General features: G+C 62.4%; 14 protein-coding genes and 1 tRNA gene. 3 read left to right on the top strand and 12 right to left on the bottom strand.

Annotated elements, in window-relative coordinates; translation table 11 throughout:
• Window positions 1–8 precede the first annotated feature (8 nt).
• From hisB to hisS, 7 genes are all read right to left on the bottom strand, one after another.
• Window positions 9–1,091: a bifunctional histidinol-phosphatase/imidazoleglycerol-phosphate dehydratase HisB gene (gene hisB / locus PSV05_RS07260; RefSeq protein WP_300063652.1), complete on the bottom strand. Its 1,083-nt coding sequence runs from the start codon at window positions 1,089–1,091 to the stop codon at window positions 9–11.
• On the bottom strand, window positions 1,088–2,173 hold the full coding sequence (hisC, locus tag PSV05_RS07255) for a histidinol-phosphate transaminase (RefSeq protein ID WP_300063650.1): 1,086 nt from the start codon (window positions 2,171–2,173) through the stop codon (window positions 1,088–1,090). Before hisC ends, hisB begins: the two co-directional genes overlap by 4 nt.
• Complete coding sequence (hisD, locus tag PSV05_RS07250; protein WP_300063648.1) at window positions 2,170–3,483, bottom strand: histidinol dehydrogenase; 1,314 nt, start codon at window positions 3,481–3,483, stop codon at window positions 2,170–2,172. The genes hisC and hisD overlap by 4 nt, the downstream gene beginning before the upstream one ends.
• Complete coding sequence (gene hisG / locus PSV05_RS07245; RefSeq protein WP_300063647.1) at window positions 3,480–4,394, bottom strand: ATP phosphoribosyltransferase; 915 nt, start codon at window positions 4,392–4,394, stop codon at window positions 3,480–3,482. The genes hisD and hisG overlap by 4 nt, the downstream gene beginning before the upstream one ends.
• Before the next feature lie 10 nt (window positions 4,395–4,404).
• Window positions 4,405–4,728: a YerC/YecD family TrpR-related protein gene (locus PSV05_RS07240; RefSeq protein WP_300063645.1), complete on the bottom strand. Its 324-nt coding sequence runs from the start codon at window positions 4,726–4,728 to the stop codon at window positions 4,405–4,407.
• Window positions 4,729–4,889: 161 nt separating this feature from the next.
• A complete protein-coding gene (locus tag PSV05_RS07235) occupies window positions 4,890–6,803 on the bottom strand; it encodes an aromatic amino acid ammonia-lyase (protein ID WP_300063643.1) in 1,914 nt (637 codons plus the stop codon).
• Entirely contained in the window at window positions 6,800–8,182 is a 1,383-nt protein-coding gene (gene hisS / locus PSV05_RS07230; RefSeq protein WP_300063641.1) for a histidine--tRNA ligase, read from the bottom strand. The genes PSV05_RS07235 and hisS overlap by 4 nt, the downstream gene beginning before the upstream one ends.
• A gap of 120 nt (window positions 8,183–8,302) precedes the next feature.
• Between hisS and PSV05_RS07225 the strand changes: the two genes are divergently transcribed.
• The 3 genes from PSV05_RS07225 (at window position 8,303) to PSV05_RS07215 (ending at window position 11,717) form a co-directional block, all read left to right on the top strand.
• Window positions 8,303–8,379, top strand: a tRNA-Pro gene (locus tag PSV05_RS07225).
• Window positions 8,380–8,516: 137 nt separating this feature from the next.
• Window positions 8,517–10,133 carry a hybrid sensor histidine kinase/response regulator gene (locus tag PSV05_RS07220; protein ID WP_300063639.1) on the top strand — a complete coding sequence of 539 codons (1,617 nt, stop codon included), beginning with the start codon at window positions 8,517–8,519 and terminating at the stop codon, window positions 10,131–10,133.
• 24 nt (window positions 10,134–10,157) lie between these two features.
• Window positions 10,158–11,717: a class I SAM-dependent methyltransferase gene (locus PSV05_RS07215; protein WP_300063637.1), complete on the top strand. Its 1,560-nt coding sequence runs from the start codon at window positions 10,158–10,160 to the stop codon at window positions 11,715–11,717.
• A gap of 34 nt (window positions 11,718–11,751) precedes the next feature.
• Here the strand turns inward: PSV05_RS07215 and tssE are convergent, their stop codons facing one another.
• From tssE to tssA, 5 genes are all read right to left on the bottom strand, one after another.
• A complete protein-coding gene (gene tssE, locus PSV05_RS07210; RefSeq protein ID WP_300063635.1) occupies window positions 11,752–12,192 on the bottom strand; it encodes a type VI secretion system baseplate subunit TssE in 441 nt (146 codons plus the stop codon).
• A gap of 50 nt (window positions 12,193–12,242) precedes the next feature.
• On the bottom strand, window positions 12,243–12,731 hold the full coding sequence (locus tag PSV05_RS07205) for a type VI secretion system tube protein Hcp (protein ID WP_300063633.1): 489 nt from the start codon (window positions 12,729–12,731) through the stop codon (window positions 12,243–12,245).
• Between the two features lie 54 nt (window positions 12,732–12,785).
• Window positions 12,786–14,270: a type VI secretion system contractile sheath large subunit gene (tssC, locus tag PSV05_RS07200; protein ID WP_300063631.1), complete on the bottom strand. Its 1,485-nt coding sequence runs from the start codon at window positions 14,268–14,270 to the stop codon at window positions 12,786–12,788.
• A gap of 69 nt (window positions 14,271–14,339) precedes the next feature.
• Entirely contained in the window at window positions 14,340–14,852 is a 513-nt protein-coding gene (tssB, locus tag PSV05_RS07195) for a type VI secretion system contractile sheath small subunit (RefSeq protein WP_300063630.1), read from the bottom strand.
• Between the two features lie 191 nt (window positions 14,853–15,043).
• Entirely contained in the window at window positions 15,044–16,120 is a 1,077-nt protein-coding gene (gene tssA, locus PSV05_RS07190; protein WP_300063628.1) for a type VI secretion system protein TssA, read from the bottom strand.
• Between the last annotated feature and the right edge of the window lie 62 nt (window positions 16,121–16,182).

Raw genomic sequence — 16,182 nt, 5'->3', positions numbered from 1 at the left:
TCCATTTTTCACAGCATGCCCTTGGTACTTGGCAGCTCGTTGCCCTCGCGGCGCAGCGCCTGCCGTAGCACCCGCGCCACTGCTTTGAAACAAGCTTCGATCTTGTGGTGGTCATTGTCGCCAGTGACGGTCAGGTGCAGATTCAGGCGCGCGCCATCGCACAGCGATTGGAAGAAATGCGGGACCAGTTCGGTCGGCATGTCGCCGACGCGTTCGCGCGAGAACGATCCACTGAATTCGAAATACGGCCGTCCGGAGAAATCCAGCGCAGCGCTGGCCAGCGACTCGTCCATCGGCAGCACGAATCCGTAGCGACCGATGCCGCGTTTGTCGCCAAGCGCCTCGGCAAGCGCCTGCCCGAGCGCGAGCGCGGTGTCTTCGATGGTGTGATGCTCATCGATATGCAGGTCGCCCATGCAACGCACGCGCAGCGCAAAGCCGCCATGCTTGCCGAGTTGTTCCAGCATGTGGTCGAAGAAGCCGAGGCCGGTCTTGATGTCAGGCTCTGCACTGCGATCCAGGTCGAGTTCGACCTCGACTTTCGTTTCGCGGGTATCACGTGTCACCAGAGCGGTACGCGGCGCATCAGCCAAGGCGTGGGCAATCCCGGTCCAGTCCCATTCACCGCCGAACTGCGGGGTGCGCAACTGGAACCCGCGAATGCCGAGGTTGTCGGCGAAGGTAATGTCGGTCGTGCGATCACCGACCATCGCACTGCGCGCCCAGTCGATGCCGCGATCCTTCAGGTAGTGCTGGACCAAGCCCAGGTCGGGTTTGCGGGTCGGCGCGTTGTCGGCAGGAAAGCTGCAGTCGATCAGAACCTCGCGAAACCGGATGCCCTGACTTTCGAACACCTGCATCATCAAAGCCTGCGGGCCATCGAAGGACGCCTGCGGGTAGTCAGGCCTGCCCAGGCCGTCCTGGTTGCTGACGATCACGAAGTCGTAGCCGACATCGCGCAGGCGAAGCATTGCCGGGATCACGTTTGCCACGAAACGCAGCTTGTCGAGCCGGTCGATCTGGAAGTCTTCGGGTTCTTCGATCAGTGTGCCATCGCGATCGACGAACAGGATGGGTGTGCCATTGCTCATGCTGCTTCCACCTGTGCCTGCGCAAGCACTTCAAGTACCCGCAGATTCTGTTCAGGACTACCAATCGTGATGCGCAAGGCATCGCCGAGTTGCGGCTGGCTGCGCATGTCACGTACGACCACACCTGCCTGCAACAGGCGCTGGAATGCAACTTCGGCATCATCAAACCGCGCGAGCAGGAAATTACCCTGCGAGGCATACACGCGCCGCACGCCCGGTAATCCGACCATGGCAACCGCAACCACTGCCCGCTCCGAGCAGATTTCGCGCACACGTTGGCGAGTTACCTCTAAAGCGCTGCCCGACAATGCCTCACAGGCCACATCGGCACATGGCTGCGGGATTGGATACGGCGCCTGGCAGCGACGCAACGCATCGATCATCTCCACGGAACCGATCACGCAACCGATCCGTGCCGCCGCCAGCGCATGCGCCTTCGACAGCGTGCGCAGGATGGCAAGATTGTCGTGTGCATCCAGCAATGCAGTCGCGGAAGGCTGCTCGCTGAACTCAGCGTAGGCCTCGTCCACCACCACGACGGCGCGGTTGCGCAGTCGCTCAGCCACGACTGCGATCGCATCGAGCGACAACGCTTCGCCCGATGGATTGCCCGGCGAGCACAGGAACAGCAGGCGCGCATCGTTTGCAATGACGGCATCCACCATCGCATCAAGATCAGCATTGAGACCCGCAGCGCCATCGACCAGCGGAACTTCGATCACTGCCGTGCCATGCAAGCGCGCACAAACCGCATACATGCCGAACACCGGCGGCGCGATCACGATGCGATCCTGCCCCGGCATGCAGAACGCACGCTGCAACAAGTCTATCGCTTCATCGCTGCCGCGCCCGGCCAACACCTGTTCGGGGGTTACCAGATACAGGCCTGCCAACACATCGCGCAGCTGTTGCGGTTGCGGCGACGGATAGCGACGCAAATCGCTTGCCGGCGTGCCGGGATTCGCCCACGGCGATTCGTTGGCATTCAGCCAGATATCACCATCAAGCTTGTCGCTGCGCGCCGAGCGATAGCCGCCAAAATCGCGTAGGTCGCTACGCAGCAATGCAGACACCGTACTCATGCTGCTATCTCAAGACGTGCGCGCTCCAGGCGCAGCTCGACTGCACGCGCATGCGCCTGCAGGCCTTCGGCATGGGCCAGCGTCGCAGCGCAAGGGCCGGTGTTGACGATGCCTTCGCGGCTCGCCGTCTGCACCGTGATCGCCTTCTGGAAACTGGCCACGCTCAACCCGCTCCACGCACGCGCAGCCCCGCCGGTAGGCAATACGTGGTTGCTGCCGCTGCAGTAATCACCGAGTGCTTCAGGCGTCCAGTCGCCGAGAAAAATAGTACCTGCGCTAGTGACGCGTTCAACCCAGGTTTGCGGTTCCCGCAAAGCCAGAATCAAGTGTTCCGGCGCGTATGAATTGCTGATCTCGAATGCGGTTTCAAGCGTGTCCACCAGCACCGCACGCGACTCGCCAAGCGCAACACGGGCGATATCAGCGCGGGGCAACTGTGCAAGTTGCACTTGCACCTGCAGCAGCACCGCATCCAGCAATTGCAACGAATCGGTCAGCAGCAGTACCTGCGAATCCGGGCCATGCTCCGCCTGCGACAACAAGTCAGCCGCAACGAACGTGGGATCGGCACCGGCATCGGCGATCACCAGCACTTCCGACGGTCCAGCGGGCATGTCGATGGCGGGGCCGCCAAGCTCCTGTGTGACCTGCCGCTTGGCTTCATCGACATAACCATTGCCCGGTCCGAACAGCTTGTCGCAACGCGGCAGGCTTTCGGTGCCGATGGCCATGGCCGCTATCGCCTGCGCACCGCCAAGCTTGAACACGCGCACGCCCGGCGTCATCCGCGCGGCAACCAGCACTGCAGGATCGGCCTGGCCATCTGCGCGCGGCGGTGTGCAGAGAATGATGTCGCGGCAACCGGCAAGGCCGGCCGGCATCGTCAGCATCAATGCGGTCGATGGCAACGGCGCACTGCCCGCAGGAACATACAGCCCCACCCGCATGATCGGACGCTGGATGCGTTCGCAGCGTAGGCCCGGCGCAGTGTCGACCGCATATGGCGCAGCCATCCCGGCGCGGTGGAAGGCTTCAATGCGTCCGGCAGCTTCGCGCATCGCGTCGCGCAACGATGCGGGCACGGCGGCTTCCGCGGCGGCGAATTCGGCTTCACCGACTTCGAAGCTGTCCAGATCCACGCCATCGAATTGCGCGGTCAATGCGCGCAGTGCCGCATCGCCATTTTCAGAAACTTCAGCACGGATCTCCGAAACCGCATCGCGCACGCGTTCGGAAACCCCCTGCACCGGACGCTGCAGCACCTGCGCCTTCGCAGCGTCATCCAGGCTCGACCAGTCGATCCGATTCACGCCAGCATCCTCTCAACCGGCAACACCATCAGCCCACGAGCGCCTGCACGCTTCAGGTCTTCCAGCCGCTGCCAGGTGACAACGCCATGGCACAGCGCCTGCAGCGCGATGGAATCACTGCCATCGACCTGCATCATGGTCGGCGCCTCGGCATCCGGTAGCAGGCTGATGACCTCAGCCAGACAGTCGCGTGAGGCCTGGAACAACAGCAACTTGCTGTCGCGGATCCGCAACACGCCATCCAGGCGGCGCAGCAGCATGTCTGCGAGATCCGCACGCGTGTCGCCAAACGGTAACGCCGGTGCGGCAAGCACGGCCTCAGTTTCGAGGATCGTGTGCACCGCCTTGAGGTGGTTGGCGGCTAGCGTCGCGCCACTGGAAACCAGGTCACAGACGGCATCGGCTTGCCCAAGTCGTGGTGCGATCTCTACCGAGCCCGACAGCGTCACCACATCGGCATCGATTGCAGACGCCTTCAGCCAGCTGCGCAGCAATGCCGGGTAGCTTGTGGCGATGCGTTTGCCGGCTAACTCTTCCGGCGCTTGCCAATCCCACTCGTCCGGCACCGCCAGCATGAGCTTGCAGCCACCGAAGCCAAGCGGTCGCAGTTCGCGGAATGCCGCTGGCTCTCCCGCTTGCTCGCGCTCGCCAGCCTGTTCCAGCAACACGTTGCGGCCGACGATGCCGAGGTCACACAACCCGCCGGCGATCAAGCCTGGAATGTCGTCGTCGCGCACCAGCAGTAGGTCGATCGGCGCGCTTTCGCCATAGCAGAACAGGCGGTCGCGGCTTTCGCGCCAGCTCAGCCCACAGGCACTCAGCAGCGCACGTGCGGGATCGCTGAGGCGACCGTTTTTCTGGATGGCGATGCGCAGGCGATCACGCACCGCCGGATTGGCGGGGGGAGTCATGGGAGTTGCCTTAATGCGAAGCGAGGGGGAGGCGCAGGCGACGTGCCGCGAGGGTGTAGCCACCCGTACCGCGGTCAATCGTGCGCGCCACGCGACCGATGGTGGTCACGCTGACCGAGGTTCGGTCGTGTATTTCACGGTACGGCACGCCCTGCAGCAGCAAGGGCACCACTTTCCAGCGGTCCCCCATCGACTCCAGTTCGGCCGGCGTGCACAGGTCTTCAAGGAAGGAACGCACTTCCTCTCCCGTTTTCAACGACGCCAAAGCATGCGCCAGCGCATGCAGCGCGGTGGCGCTGTCATAGTCCGGCAAGGGTTGTGGGCGTTGCTTCATGCGGGTAGAGGCCTGGTTGACTGGAAGTCAATCGAACAAGCGAATTAATGTAATAACACGTTAATACATTAAAACAATGATTGGTACCTCGTCAACCCTTGTATGGGTCGAATTTGATTCGGGGGACTTTGTGTTGGAACTCTTGTTCCGGGCGAACGCAATCAGACGTTACTGATGGCCCGTGCAGCCTTCAGTACATCGCCAGTGGCCACCATCTGAACAATCGTGGCGACTTCGCCATCGAGTGCGCGATCGCGATCCAGGAATGGCAGGCGTGCACGGATCGCGGCGTGTGCCGCAGCCACGGCGGGCCCGGGCTGGAACGGCTCGGCCGCCGCGAGTTCGGCGCGCAATCCATCCACTTCGTCGATGAAGCGTGCATGCTGCGGATCGCCCGGCAACGGGCCACCCTGCACTTTTAACGCAAGTACCTGCGCATCCGCACGACCGGCAAGATCACGCGCCGCATTGATCATGTCGCGGCGCAGGTCCAGCGCCTGGGCTGCAGTGTAAAGCTCAAGCGCCAGCACCTTGCCGAGATCGGCCGTCATCGCCAGGACGTGGCGTGCTTCATTGGCACCCATCGAGACATGGTCCTCGGCATTGGCCGAGGTCGGGATCGAATACACGGACGCCGGCATCGCGCGGCTGGTCAAGTCGTTGACAATTGCCGCAGCGGTGTACTGCACGATCATGTGACCGGATTCGGTGCCGTCCTCGTTGCCGATCAGGAATGCCGGCAGGCCATCATTGGTGGCGGGATCGACCAGCTTGTTGAGGCGGCGCTCGGAGATCGAGGCCAGCACCGGGATTGCAGCCTTGACGTAACTCATGGTCAGCGCCAGCGGCATGCCATGGAAGTGGCCGGCGGAAATCACTTGTTGCTCAACGTGCTCAGACTGCGCATCCGGGAACACCAGCGGGTTATCGGTGACCGCGTTGAGCTCGACATCGAACACACGTTTAGCCTGCTCCACCGCATCGCGCACGGCGCCATGCACCTGCGGGGTGCAGCGCAGTGAATAGCTGTCCTGCGGTTGATGCTTCTTGCCGCCACGGAACGGACGGAAGCGCTCATAGAACTTTTCGCGGCCATGACGCTGGCCGAATGGCACCCAGTCCCAGCCGATGTCGAAGCTGAGTTGCTGTGCTTCCGGACTATCCCAAGACGTCGGCAACCACTGCCGGAACTTCGGTACCAGGTGGTAAGCGATGTCGGCCAGGGTCGAACCGTGCAGCAACGTACGCAGATTCCCGGCGACCCGCACCTGCCCCGGATGCGGGCGCAACGCATGCACTTGCGGCGCGAACGCGCCGAGCCGACCTGCGAATGCGTCAATGGTCATTGCGGCAGCAAGGTCGGCGGTGTCCAGCAACTCGTCAAGCTGGTGCAGCGCCAGCACGCCGGTCGCCAGCATCTGCGCGGTGCCGTTGTTGAGTGCCAGGCCTTCCTTGTAGGACAACGTGACCGGCTGCAGGCCTGCTTGCGCCAGTGCCTGCGCGCCCGGCATGCGCTGGCCATCGACGAAGGCTTCGCCGCCACCCAGCAATACGATAGCCAGGTGCGACAGCGGCGCAAGATCACCCGACGCACCCACCGAACCCAGTTGTGGAACCACTGGCACGATGCCGGCGTTGAGCATCGCCGTCAGCGCCTGCAAGGTCTGCACGCGGATGCCGGAATGGCCGCGGAGAAGGGTGTTGATGCGGATACACAACATCGCCCGCACCACGTCCGGTGCGAACGGTTCGCCCACGCAAACCGCATGGGTGACGATGAGGTTTTGCTGCAGTTCCACATGCAGCGAACGGCCGGATCGCGCGGCGCCCGGCAATTCATCGCGCAGCGGATGCGCACCCAGCAGCTTGTCGGCATTGCTGCCAAAACCGGTGGACACGCCGTAGATAGGTTCTTCGCGGCGCACCTGTTCGGCCAGGAATTCGGCCGCTCGCTCCACAGCTCCCAGCGAGCTTGTGGCCAGCGTCACCGGGGCACCATTGGCCACCGCGACCAATTGTTCGCGGGTCAGCGAAACACCATCGAGCTCGACGCTAGCGTTGTTCACCTCGCTCATGCCGGCAGCCCCTGGGTCCGTAATTGTTCGCGCTCCACCTGCAGCGTCGCCGCAAGCTCGGTTTCGACCACATCGAACTGTTCGCCGCGACGCAGGTCCTTGACTGCAATCACGCCACGCGCGATCTCGTCTTCGCCACGGATCACCACGAAGCGGATCCCCGCGCGGTCGGCGTATTGCATCTGCTTGGCCAGCTTGCGCGGTTCGAGCTGGGTTTCCACGTTCAGGCCGGCTGCGCGCAACCGCTGCGACAGCGCCAATGCATGCGCGAGACCATCGTCGTCCAGTAATGAGACCAACACATCGACCGAGCTTTCTGCAGTCGTGACCAAGCCGGCTTCGCGCAATTGATAGAACAAGCGAGTCAGGCCGATGGAAATGCCGACGCCCGGCAGCTTCGACTTGCTGTAATGACTGGCCAGGTTGTCGTAACGGCCGCCAGAGCAGATCGAGCCGATCTGCGGGTGTGCGTCCAACGTGGTCTCGTAGACCACGCCGGTGTAGTAATCCAGGCCGCGCGCAATCGACAGGTTCAGCGCATAGCGCGACTCCGCCACGCCCAGCGCGCGCAATTGCTGCAGGATGCCGCGCAGTTCGTCGCGACCTTGCTCGAACAAGGCTGTGCCGGTGCCAAGCGCGTCGAGCTTGGCCAGCGCGTCGTCATGACCATTGGAACGCACCCGCGCGAAGGCCATCAGCTTTTCGATGGCATCCGCCTGCAAGTTGAAGCCTTCACCAGCGAGGGTCTCGCGCACGGCGTCTTCGCCGCGTTTATCAAGCTTGTCCATTTCGCGCAGCACCGTGAATTGCTGCTCACCTTCAATACCGACGCCCTCGAAATAACCACGCAGCAACTTGCGATGGTTGAGCTGGATGGTGAAATCACCGATGGCCAGACGTTCGAACACTGCTGCAATGACCGCAGGGATCTCCGCATCGAAGCGTGGCGACAGGCTGTCCTTGCCGATCACGTCGATGTCACATTGGTAGAATTCGCGGAAGCGTCCGCGCTGCGCGCGCTCGCCACGGTAGACGCGCTGCATCTGGTAGCGGCGGAACGGGAACGCCAGGTCGTGCTCGTGCTCGGCCACGTAACGCGCCAGCGGCACGGTCAGGTCGAAGCGCAGGGCCAGCTCGGGCATGCCATCGGTCGCACCTTTCTCAAGCGCACCGGTAGACTGCACGAAATACACTTGGCGCTCGGTTTCACCGCCGGTCTTGGTCAACAGCACCTCGGACAGCTCCATCACCGGGGTTTCCACCGGCAGGAACCCGAAGCGCTCGAAGGTCTGGCGGATCGTGTCCAGCATGCGCTGGAAGGCGATCTGGTCACGGGGCAGCAGCTCCATGACCCCGGGCGGCGTGCGTGGCTTGATCAAGAAAGTGGCTCCGGCGCAGTGAGCCACCAAGTTTAGCGGTTCCTCCCATGCGCGATGCAGCTGGCGCGAATTCAGTTGCCGAACCGCCACCTCATTGCCTACAATGTGCGGCTACACCGTCGGGGTGTAGCTCAGTCTGGTAGAGCGCTACGTTCGGGACGTAGAGGTCGCAGGTTCGAATCCTGTCTCCCCGACCAATGGAATCAAGGTGTTACGTCAAAACCGCCGTAAGGCGGTTTTTTCATGCCTGCTTCGACATGCACTGCAGCAAGGGTTGTCCAGTTCACCGAGCTTTTCGCGTTTAAACCGGCACGATCTTCATGCAGGTTACTGCGTGCCGCAAGCAAGCCATGACCGCGAAACCGCCATCAGCCGCGATGGGTACAGCCCACCCGTGCTGCGCTATCTGGCGCTACGGATCATCCTGCCGATGCTGCTGGTCTCGCTGGCCCTGTTCTGCCTGCTTGCCTACGACGCCGGCAAGCTATACCCCGCATCCAGCCCACAGCATGTTGCTGCGCTATGGCGCAGTGGCATCCTGCTGCTGATCGGCTTGGCCATGGTCGTGGTTTTCGGATGGTGGACCGCAAAGCGGGCGATCAGGCCAATCACCGAGCTGACCCATGCGATCGAGCGCATCGGCGAAGGCGAAGTAGTCCGTCTGGATGTCGAACGCAGCGAAATACTCGGCCGCCTGCAGCGCGGGATCAACGACGCCTCGCTGATGTTGGCGCGTTCACGCAACCGGATGGAGAGCGAGCTCGGGCGCACCTCGGTGGAACTGGCGGACAAGAATGCACGGCTTGAGGCGGCCAGCCAATCGCGCTCCCGCTTCCTGGCCGCGGCCAGCCACGATCTGCGCCAGCCGCTGTATGCCTTGACCCTGTTCTCGTCGGCGTTGCGTGCTGGCGAAACCGATCCGACCAAGCTCACCCGGGTGCTGCGCATCGAGGAATGCGTCGCCTCGCTTGACCAGTTGTTCTCGGAACTGCTGGATCTGTCGCGATTGGAAGCCGGGGTGATGCACGCGGCGATGTCCGATGTACGCGTGGATGATGTGTTCGACGAAGTCAGTCGCAATTTCCGGATCATGGCCGAATCGCGCGGCCTGCGTCTGATCGTGCGCAAGACTGATGCCTGGGTGCGCACCGATCGCACCATGCTGGCGCGCATCCTCAACAACCTGATCAGCAACGCATTACGTTACACCGCAACTGGTGGCGTGTTGCTGGGCGTACGCTTCCAGGCATCCGGGCAAGTGCGGATCGATGTCTGGGACAGTGGCCGCGGGATCGAGCCCGAACACCAACAACGCGTGTTCGATGAGTTCTACCAGGTCACAGTCGCCAACGAACACTCGGGTGAGCGCCAACGCGGACTTGGGCTTGGACTGGCAACCGTGCGCAAACTGGCCGAACTGGTGGATTGCCAGGTGCAGCTGGCGTCCTGGCCGCAACGCGGCACCCGCATCTCGGTACTGCTGGCGCCAGCATCCGGCACAAGTGCATCGCGAATACCCGATCAAATAGACATTCCATTGGATATCAGCGGCTTACGCGTACTGGTAGTGGACGACGAGCCGAATATCCTGGAAGGCCTGAGCGCCTTGCTGCAGGAGTGGGGCTGCGATATCCGCGCCGCCGAAAACGAAGCGCAGGCCATCGAGATGCTGTCTGGCTGGGATCGTCCGCCGGATCTGGCAATCAGTGACCTGCGCCTGCGCGAAGGACGCAGCGGCGTGGATGTCCTGCGCGCTGTGGCCCGCCACTACGGGCAGGATCCGCAAAAGCCCGGATTTGCCCGCCTGCTGGTCACCGGGGAAACCCGCAGCGACCGTATCGGCGAAATCGCCGCCAGCCGCATCCCGGTGCTGTTCAAACCGGTATCTCCACAAAAATTGCGCGAGGCCATGCTGGCATCGGTATTCGCCAGTCGCGCAGCACCGCAATGAACCAGATGCCACCAAGGATTCGACATGAACAATGACTTCGCCTACGACAAGGTCCGCTACCCGGCCCAGGTCTACCCCAAGTTGCATCCCTCGCGCCTGGCTGCCATCGCCAGGCTGCACGGCGTGCCTGTCGCTTCGCCGAAGGCGTGCCGCTTGCTTGAGGTTGGTTGTGGCGACGGCCTGACGCTGCTCACGCAGGCCATGGCCTACCCCGACAGCCAATTCGTCGGTGTCGATATGTCGCATGCGGCGATTGCGCGTGGCGACGCGATCAGGGCCAAGCTCGGCCTCGACAACCTGACCCTGGTGGCCGCCGACCTGCTCAGCTGGGATCCGGGCGACGAACGCTTCGACTTCATCATCGCGCATGGGTTCTATTCCTGGGTTCCGCACGCGGTGCGTGAACGCTTGCTGGCGCTGTGCAACCAGGCCATGGCGCCGGCTGCAATCGCCTGCATCAGCTACAACGCCCTGCCCGGCTGCCATATGCGGCGCATGTTGTGGGACATGCTCAAGTTCCACTCAGCAGTCGTTGAGGATCCGGTCGAACGTGTCGAACGTGCGCGGGAGTTCCTCGACCTGCTCAAGTCGGGCCTGCCTGAAAACAGCTTGTACGCGACGACGATGACTGGGGAAATCGACGACCTGAGCGAACGCCTCGATCCCAACGTCCTGTTCCACGACGACCTTGCCAAGATCAACGACCCGTGTACGCTGGACCAGTTCGTCCGCCATGCAAGTGAACATGATTTGACCTTCGTGGCCGAAGCCAATTACCACGAAATGTCCCCGCGAACGGCGCATGAGCGCATACGGCCGCTGCTGGAACAGATGGGGCGCGACGACCTGGTGGCCAAGGAGCAATACCTCGACTTCTTTACCGGTCGGCGTTTTCGCCAGACGCTGCTGTGCAGGCGCGACGCGGCGCCGAACCCCATCCTCGATCCGACCGTGATCGGCACGCTCGAACTTGCATCGGACCTGCAGCCGGATACAAGTGACCCGGATGATGAAGGCCGCCAACGCTTCTCACTGCGATCCAGCGGCAGCGTGGTTTCCGACAATGCAGTGATCCAGGCCCTGCTGACGGAATGCGCAGAGCTGTACCCGCAGTCGCGGCGCGTTGCGGACCTTGCGGATGCCGCCCTGTCGGTCATTGCGAATGCGGATGTGCGTGCGCATGAATTCGAGAAAATCTGCCAGTTCTTCGCGCGCGCCTTCGAAGTCGGGATCGTGGAGCTGCATTGCGACGGGCCCCGGTTTGCCGGTCGTCCGTCGCTGCGTCCATGCGCAAGCCCGCTGGCGCGGCTGCAAGTGAAGACAGGTGAATCCGTGGTCACGAGCCTGCGTCCATCCACGCTCACCCTGGATGACATCGTCAGCCGCAGCCTGTTGCTGGCGCTGGACGGCAGCCGGGATCGCGCAGAGACCGTTGCCTTCCTCGCTGCGGAGATGGATCGCATTCAATCGGATGGCGATGCGGGTGGCATTCACCTGCCAAGAACCAGTGAACTGGAAGCCCATCTGGATGCCAACCTGGAGAAGATGGCGCAACTTGGCCTGCTATTGCAGGACGAGGCCTGATACGCGGTCATGGCCGCGCACGAGCGCTACCGGGTCAGCGCACTGAGTACGAATGGGTACTGAGCTGAAGCACTGCGTCGAATTGCACCTTTTCGCCCTCTTCGCCCAGGTTCAAGAGCGCATCCACGCGGAAGCGCAGGGAGCGGACCAGTTCATCTTGCGGTTCAAGGGTCACCCGGACCCGTGTCAACCGAGTCTCATGCAGGCCGATGGCCTGCTCCAGTGAGCGCCGGATGCGGTCACGATCGCGCGGGCTGAGCAAACTATAGGACGAGAAATCCAGGATGCCGTAAGTCAACGACGAGGCGCGGGATTCCTTGAAGATGTCCGGCACCACCCGGGCGGCTTCCGAACGCGTGTTGAGCAGCGCTTCCAGGTCGGCGGACACCTCCGCACGCATCTCGGTCATGGAAGGCCGACGCCCTGCGTCTTCAGGCAGGGCGTCGGTAACCAAGCGGTTAAACAGGCCGCGCATGGTCTGGCGTGCGCAATGCGTGGTCGGTTGGGCAGACCATGCCGATCAGGTCAGACCGCGGTGTTCTTGGCGCGATCAACCGTGACCGCCATGTTGCCCTTGAGGCTGCCATCGTCGCCCTGCTGCTTGTATTCCCACTTGAACTTGGTCGGGCTAAGCGACAGGTTCTCGTGGAATTCCCCACCCGCGCCGCCGGAGACCTGAATGCCGGTTACGAAGATGGTGTCGAGCTCGTAAACCTGATAATCAACCTGGCCGGCAGCACCACCCGACTTGCGGATGTAGATCTTGGCCTTTTTGATGTGCTCGCCCCTGGCTGAAATCAGGGCAAGCTTCGGTGAGGAAATATCGACGGCCTTCGTCATATTGAATTCGGAAAAAGTCGCCTTGCCGACGCCGCCACCGGTGCTGGCCGAACCAATGCTGACGCCACTGCTGGCGCCCCACGAGAAACTTTGAAGTTCGATCGTACCCGGGTGTTTATCGTCGGTCGATTCGCCTTTTACCCCGTCGAGCTCTAGAAACATGTCAATAGGCATGATGGATCCTCTGCTAGTGGAAAAATGGAACGGTTAGGGTTATGTCGACGCGTTTTATCTCGCGGACTTGGGCAATTCAGCGACCAGTCGCAGTGACACGCTCAGCTCGTCGAGCTGGTAATGCGGCCGCAGGAATGCCACCGACTTGAAGGCGCCAGGCTTGCCGGGAACATCGGTGACTTCGATGCGGGCTTCACGCAACGGATAGGAAGCCTTGGCTTCCTGCGAGGCGTTGTCGTCCAGTAGCACGTACTGCGCAATCCAGTTGTTGAGGAACAGCTCGACACTGGACTTGGACGCGAAGCTGCCGATCTTGTCGCGCATCATCGACTTGAGGTAGTGGGCGATGCGGCTGACCGCGAAGATGTATTGCAACTGCGAGGACAGCCGCGCATTGGCATTGGCGGCATCGGTGTTGTATTCCTTGGACTTCTGCGTCGACTGGGTCGAGAAGAACGCCGCGTAGTCGGTGCCCTTGCAGTGCACCAGCGGCACCAGGCCGAGGTCGGCGAGTTCTTTCTCGCGGCGATCGGTGATCGCAATCTCGGTCGGGCACTTCAGCGCCACTTCGCCGTCATCGGTGGCGAAGGTATGCGTCGGCAGGCCCTCCACCAGGCCGCCGCCCTCGACGCCACGGATCGCCGCGCACCAGCCGTACTTGGCAAATGCGTCAGTCACCTTGGTGCCTAGTGCGTACGCTGCGTTCATCCACAGGTACTTGTTATGGTCGGTGCCGGTAGTGGATTCGATGAAATTGAAGGCTTCCACCGGTGCAGTGTCCGGCCCATACGGCAGGCGGCCGAGCACGTGCGGCAGGGCCAGGCCGACATAACGGGAGTCTTCGGATTGACGGAAGCTCTTCCACTTCGCGTATTCGACAGTATCGAAGATCTTGGCCAGGTCGCGCGGACCGGACAGCTCGGTGAAATCGTCGAAGCCCAACAGCTCCGGCGACGCAGCGCTCAGGAACGGGGCATGCGCAGCGGCGCAGACGTGGGAGATTTCCTCCACCAGGTACATGTCTTCCGGGTGCCTGCCGAACTCGAAGTCACCAATCAGGGTGGCGAATGGCGCACCACCGAAGGTGCCGTATTCCTCTTCGTAGCACTTCTTGAACAGCGTGCTCTGGTCGAAGTCGGAGGCGTTCTTGAAATCCTTGAGCAGCTCTTTCTTGGTGGTATTGAGCACCTTGATCTTGAGAGTGGTGCTGGTCTCGGAGTTGTCGACCAGGTACTTCAGGCCACGCCAGCTGCCTTCCAACTGCTGGAACTCGGGCGCGTGCATGACCGCGGAAAGCTGGTCGGACAGCACGCGGTCGATCTCGGCGATGCGCGCGTCCATTGCACCGATTGCGTCCTTGGACACCACCATGGCGCCTTCAGTGACTTGGGCCACGAGTTCGGCGATCAGGTCGCGGGCGCGGGTACGCTCGGTATCGGAACGGGCGATCTTGCTCTGGGTCAGGATCTGGTCCAGCAAGCCGCCTTCGACGGCTTCGGCAGCGGCGGCGCCTGCCGCCTGGGTTTCGGTATTGGCCATGGTGTTGTGCTCGCTTGTTCGTTTGTCGGGTCTGCAGAACCTAGGGACGGCTGCGGCTCATTGGTCGGGTCATTCCTCGGACTTGGGCCCGACTTCCTTGGTCAGCTGCGCGATCTTGTCGGTGTTCTGCAGCACCTCGTTGAGCAAATCCTCGAACTTGTCGTTGCTGGCCGCCTTGTTGCGCAGGTCGGCGAGCTTCTGGCGCGCTTCAAGCAACTTGCGCAGCGGTTCGATCTGGTTGGCCACGCGCTCCGGCGAGAAATCCTCCAGGCTGCGGAAGTTCAACTCGACACCAAGCTTGGAGCCGTCATCGGCCAGCCTGTTTTCGACCTGCATCTGCACCCGCGGCTTCATGCCCTTCATCACGTCGTCATAGTTGTCCTTGTCCAGGTTGACGAACTTGCGGTCCTTCAACTTGCCCAAGGGCTCGGCGGGCTGCCCGCTGAAATTGCCGATGACGCCGGCAACGAAGGGCAGCTCCTTCTTCTCGATGGCGTCGCCCACTTCGACGTCGTAGGTGAGCTGTACGCGCGGGGCGCGTACGCGATCGAGTTTGTGCTGGGTGCTTTCCTTCTTGGCCATGACAATCCCCGTAAGCTGTTGATAGGTTCGGTACTGGTGGAGGGAACGGCCGTCAAGGCCAAACCCCGGCTAGTAAAAACAAGTCTAGGAATGGCAGCCGTGCTGCAACATCCATCGGACGGCCAGACTTGGGCATATGCCGTTCGGCGTGGCCACTCTGCTTGCCCGGTTGCGTGGCAACCACATTCGGGTCAGTTGGACGGTGGCAGGCCGACCCGTTCCCGTATCGAAGACAGCGTGCTCTGGTCGCGGATCACCTCCGCCAACCAATCCTCCAGCGGCATGTTGGCCCAGACCACGGCGCGGTCCAGCAGGTAGGCCACCGGATTGTGCGGTTCGGTCCGGCGGAAGAAGCCGGCAATCTCGCTGATCGCATGCAGCGCTGCTTCCTTGGAGGCCAGGCTGCCTGCACTGAGGTCGAGTGCGCCACCGCCACCACCCGCGGTGCCTGCACTGCCGCCGCTTGCGATCGACTCCCCTGCCTCGTCCACGGCGGTGACTTCGCCCATGCCCTTGGCAACGGCGACCTTGGAATAGATCTGCTGGACCTTCTTCAAGGCGTCGTCGATCGCGGCCAAGCTGGGTGCGTCGCGTCCGAGCTTGCCGTCGGACAGGGCGCTGAACCGAGCGAAGGCATCGCGCGCAGCGGCCGCTTGATCAATGCGCTCCTTGATCAGGGCGTCTGGAATTGCTTGCGCGCGGGCATCGTAGGTCTCGCCATTGATCCTGTTTTCGTCCATCGCGGCCTGATAGGCCTCGGCGTTCTGCCGCCCGAGATTGTCGACTTCGCGCGAATCTATCCACCCTGCCAAGGTCAGCGGCGCCTGCGGATCGTCGTTCAACAGCATCATCTGCAAGGCTGTTCCAGCATAAGTGTTGAACCATGCAAGCTTGCCGGCGCGTTCCTCGAGATCGCCGTCGTCGGCCCGCGGGTACAGGCTCTCCCAGTAGGTGTCGAGCAACCCCGAAATCAGATCAAAGCTGGCCTTCGCGCCCTGCAGGCCATCCCGGGAGATCACCGCCTCGCCTAGCCATACCGCGGCCTGCAAGTCCTTGCTGGTGCGCAGCAGGATGTCCTCGGACAGGCTCTGTGCCACGCGCCAGTCGGCGACTTTGCGCTCGGTCTGCCACTCGCCCTGGGGCAGGTTGGGATCATCCGACCGGCGCGCCTCGCGAATGCGGTCGAACTCGTCGGAAAAGCTGACGTCGCTGCCGGCAGGATCGTCGCCGGGAATCGGGGCAAGAAGTTCGTTGAGATCAATGGGCATGGCGCAGCTCCGGTTGGCTCGGTTGTACGAGGAATGACTCGAGAGACCTGCTCGAGGGGTCT

The organism is Thermomonas sp. (assembly GCF_029945965.1).
Lineage (GTDB): Bacteria > Pseudomonadota > Gammaproteobacteria > Xanthomonadales > Xanthomonadaceae > Thermomonas.
The sequence above is the reverse complement of the archived record's forward strand: the minus strand, read 5'-3'. Positions and strand labels throughout refer to the sequence as shown.

Coding starts and splice junctions, on each gene's coding strand:
- PSV05_RS07215 (WP_300063637.1), top strand. CDS start 10,158: ATGAACAATGACTTCGCCTACGACAAGGTCCGCTACCCGGCCCAGGTC.
- tssB (WP_300063630.1), bottom strand. CDS start 14,852: ATGGCCAAGAAGGAAAGCACCCAGCACAAACTCGATCGCGTACGCGCC.
- hisG (WP_300063647.1), bottom strand. CDS start 4,394: ATGACTCCCCCCGCCAATCCGGCGGTGCGTGATCGCCTGCGCATCGCC.
- hisB (WP_300063652.1), bottom strand. CDS start 1,091: ATGAGCAATGGCACACCCATCCTGTTCGTCGATCGCGATGGCACACTG.
- PSV05_RS07240 (WP_300063645.1), bottom strand. CDS start 4,728: ATGAAGCAACGCCCACAACCCTTGCCGGACTATGACAGCGCCACCGCG.
- PSV05_RS07205 (WP_300063633.1), bottom strand. CDS start 12,731: ATGCCTATTGACATGTTTCTAGAGCTCGACGGGGTAAAAGGCGAATCG.
- hisC (WP_300063650.1), bottom strand. CDS start 2,173: ATGAGTACGGTGTCTGCATTGCTGCGTAGCGACCTACGCGATTTTGGC.
- tssE (WP_300063635.1), bottom strand. CDS start 12,192: ATGCGCGGCCTGTTTAACCGCTTGGTTACCGACGCCCTGCCTGAAGAC.
- PSV05_RS07235 (WP_300063643.1), bottom strand. CDS start 6,803: ATGAGCGAGGTGAACAACGCTAGCGTCGAGCTCGATGGTGTTTCGCTG.
- tssA (WP_300063628.1), bottom strand. CDS start 16,120: ATGCCCATTGATCTCAACGAACTTCTTGCCCCGATTCCCGGCGACGAT.
- tssC (WP_300063631.1), bottom strand. CDS start 14,270: ATGGCCAATACCGAAACCCAGGCGGCAGGCGCCGCCGCTGCCGAAGCC.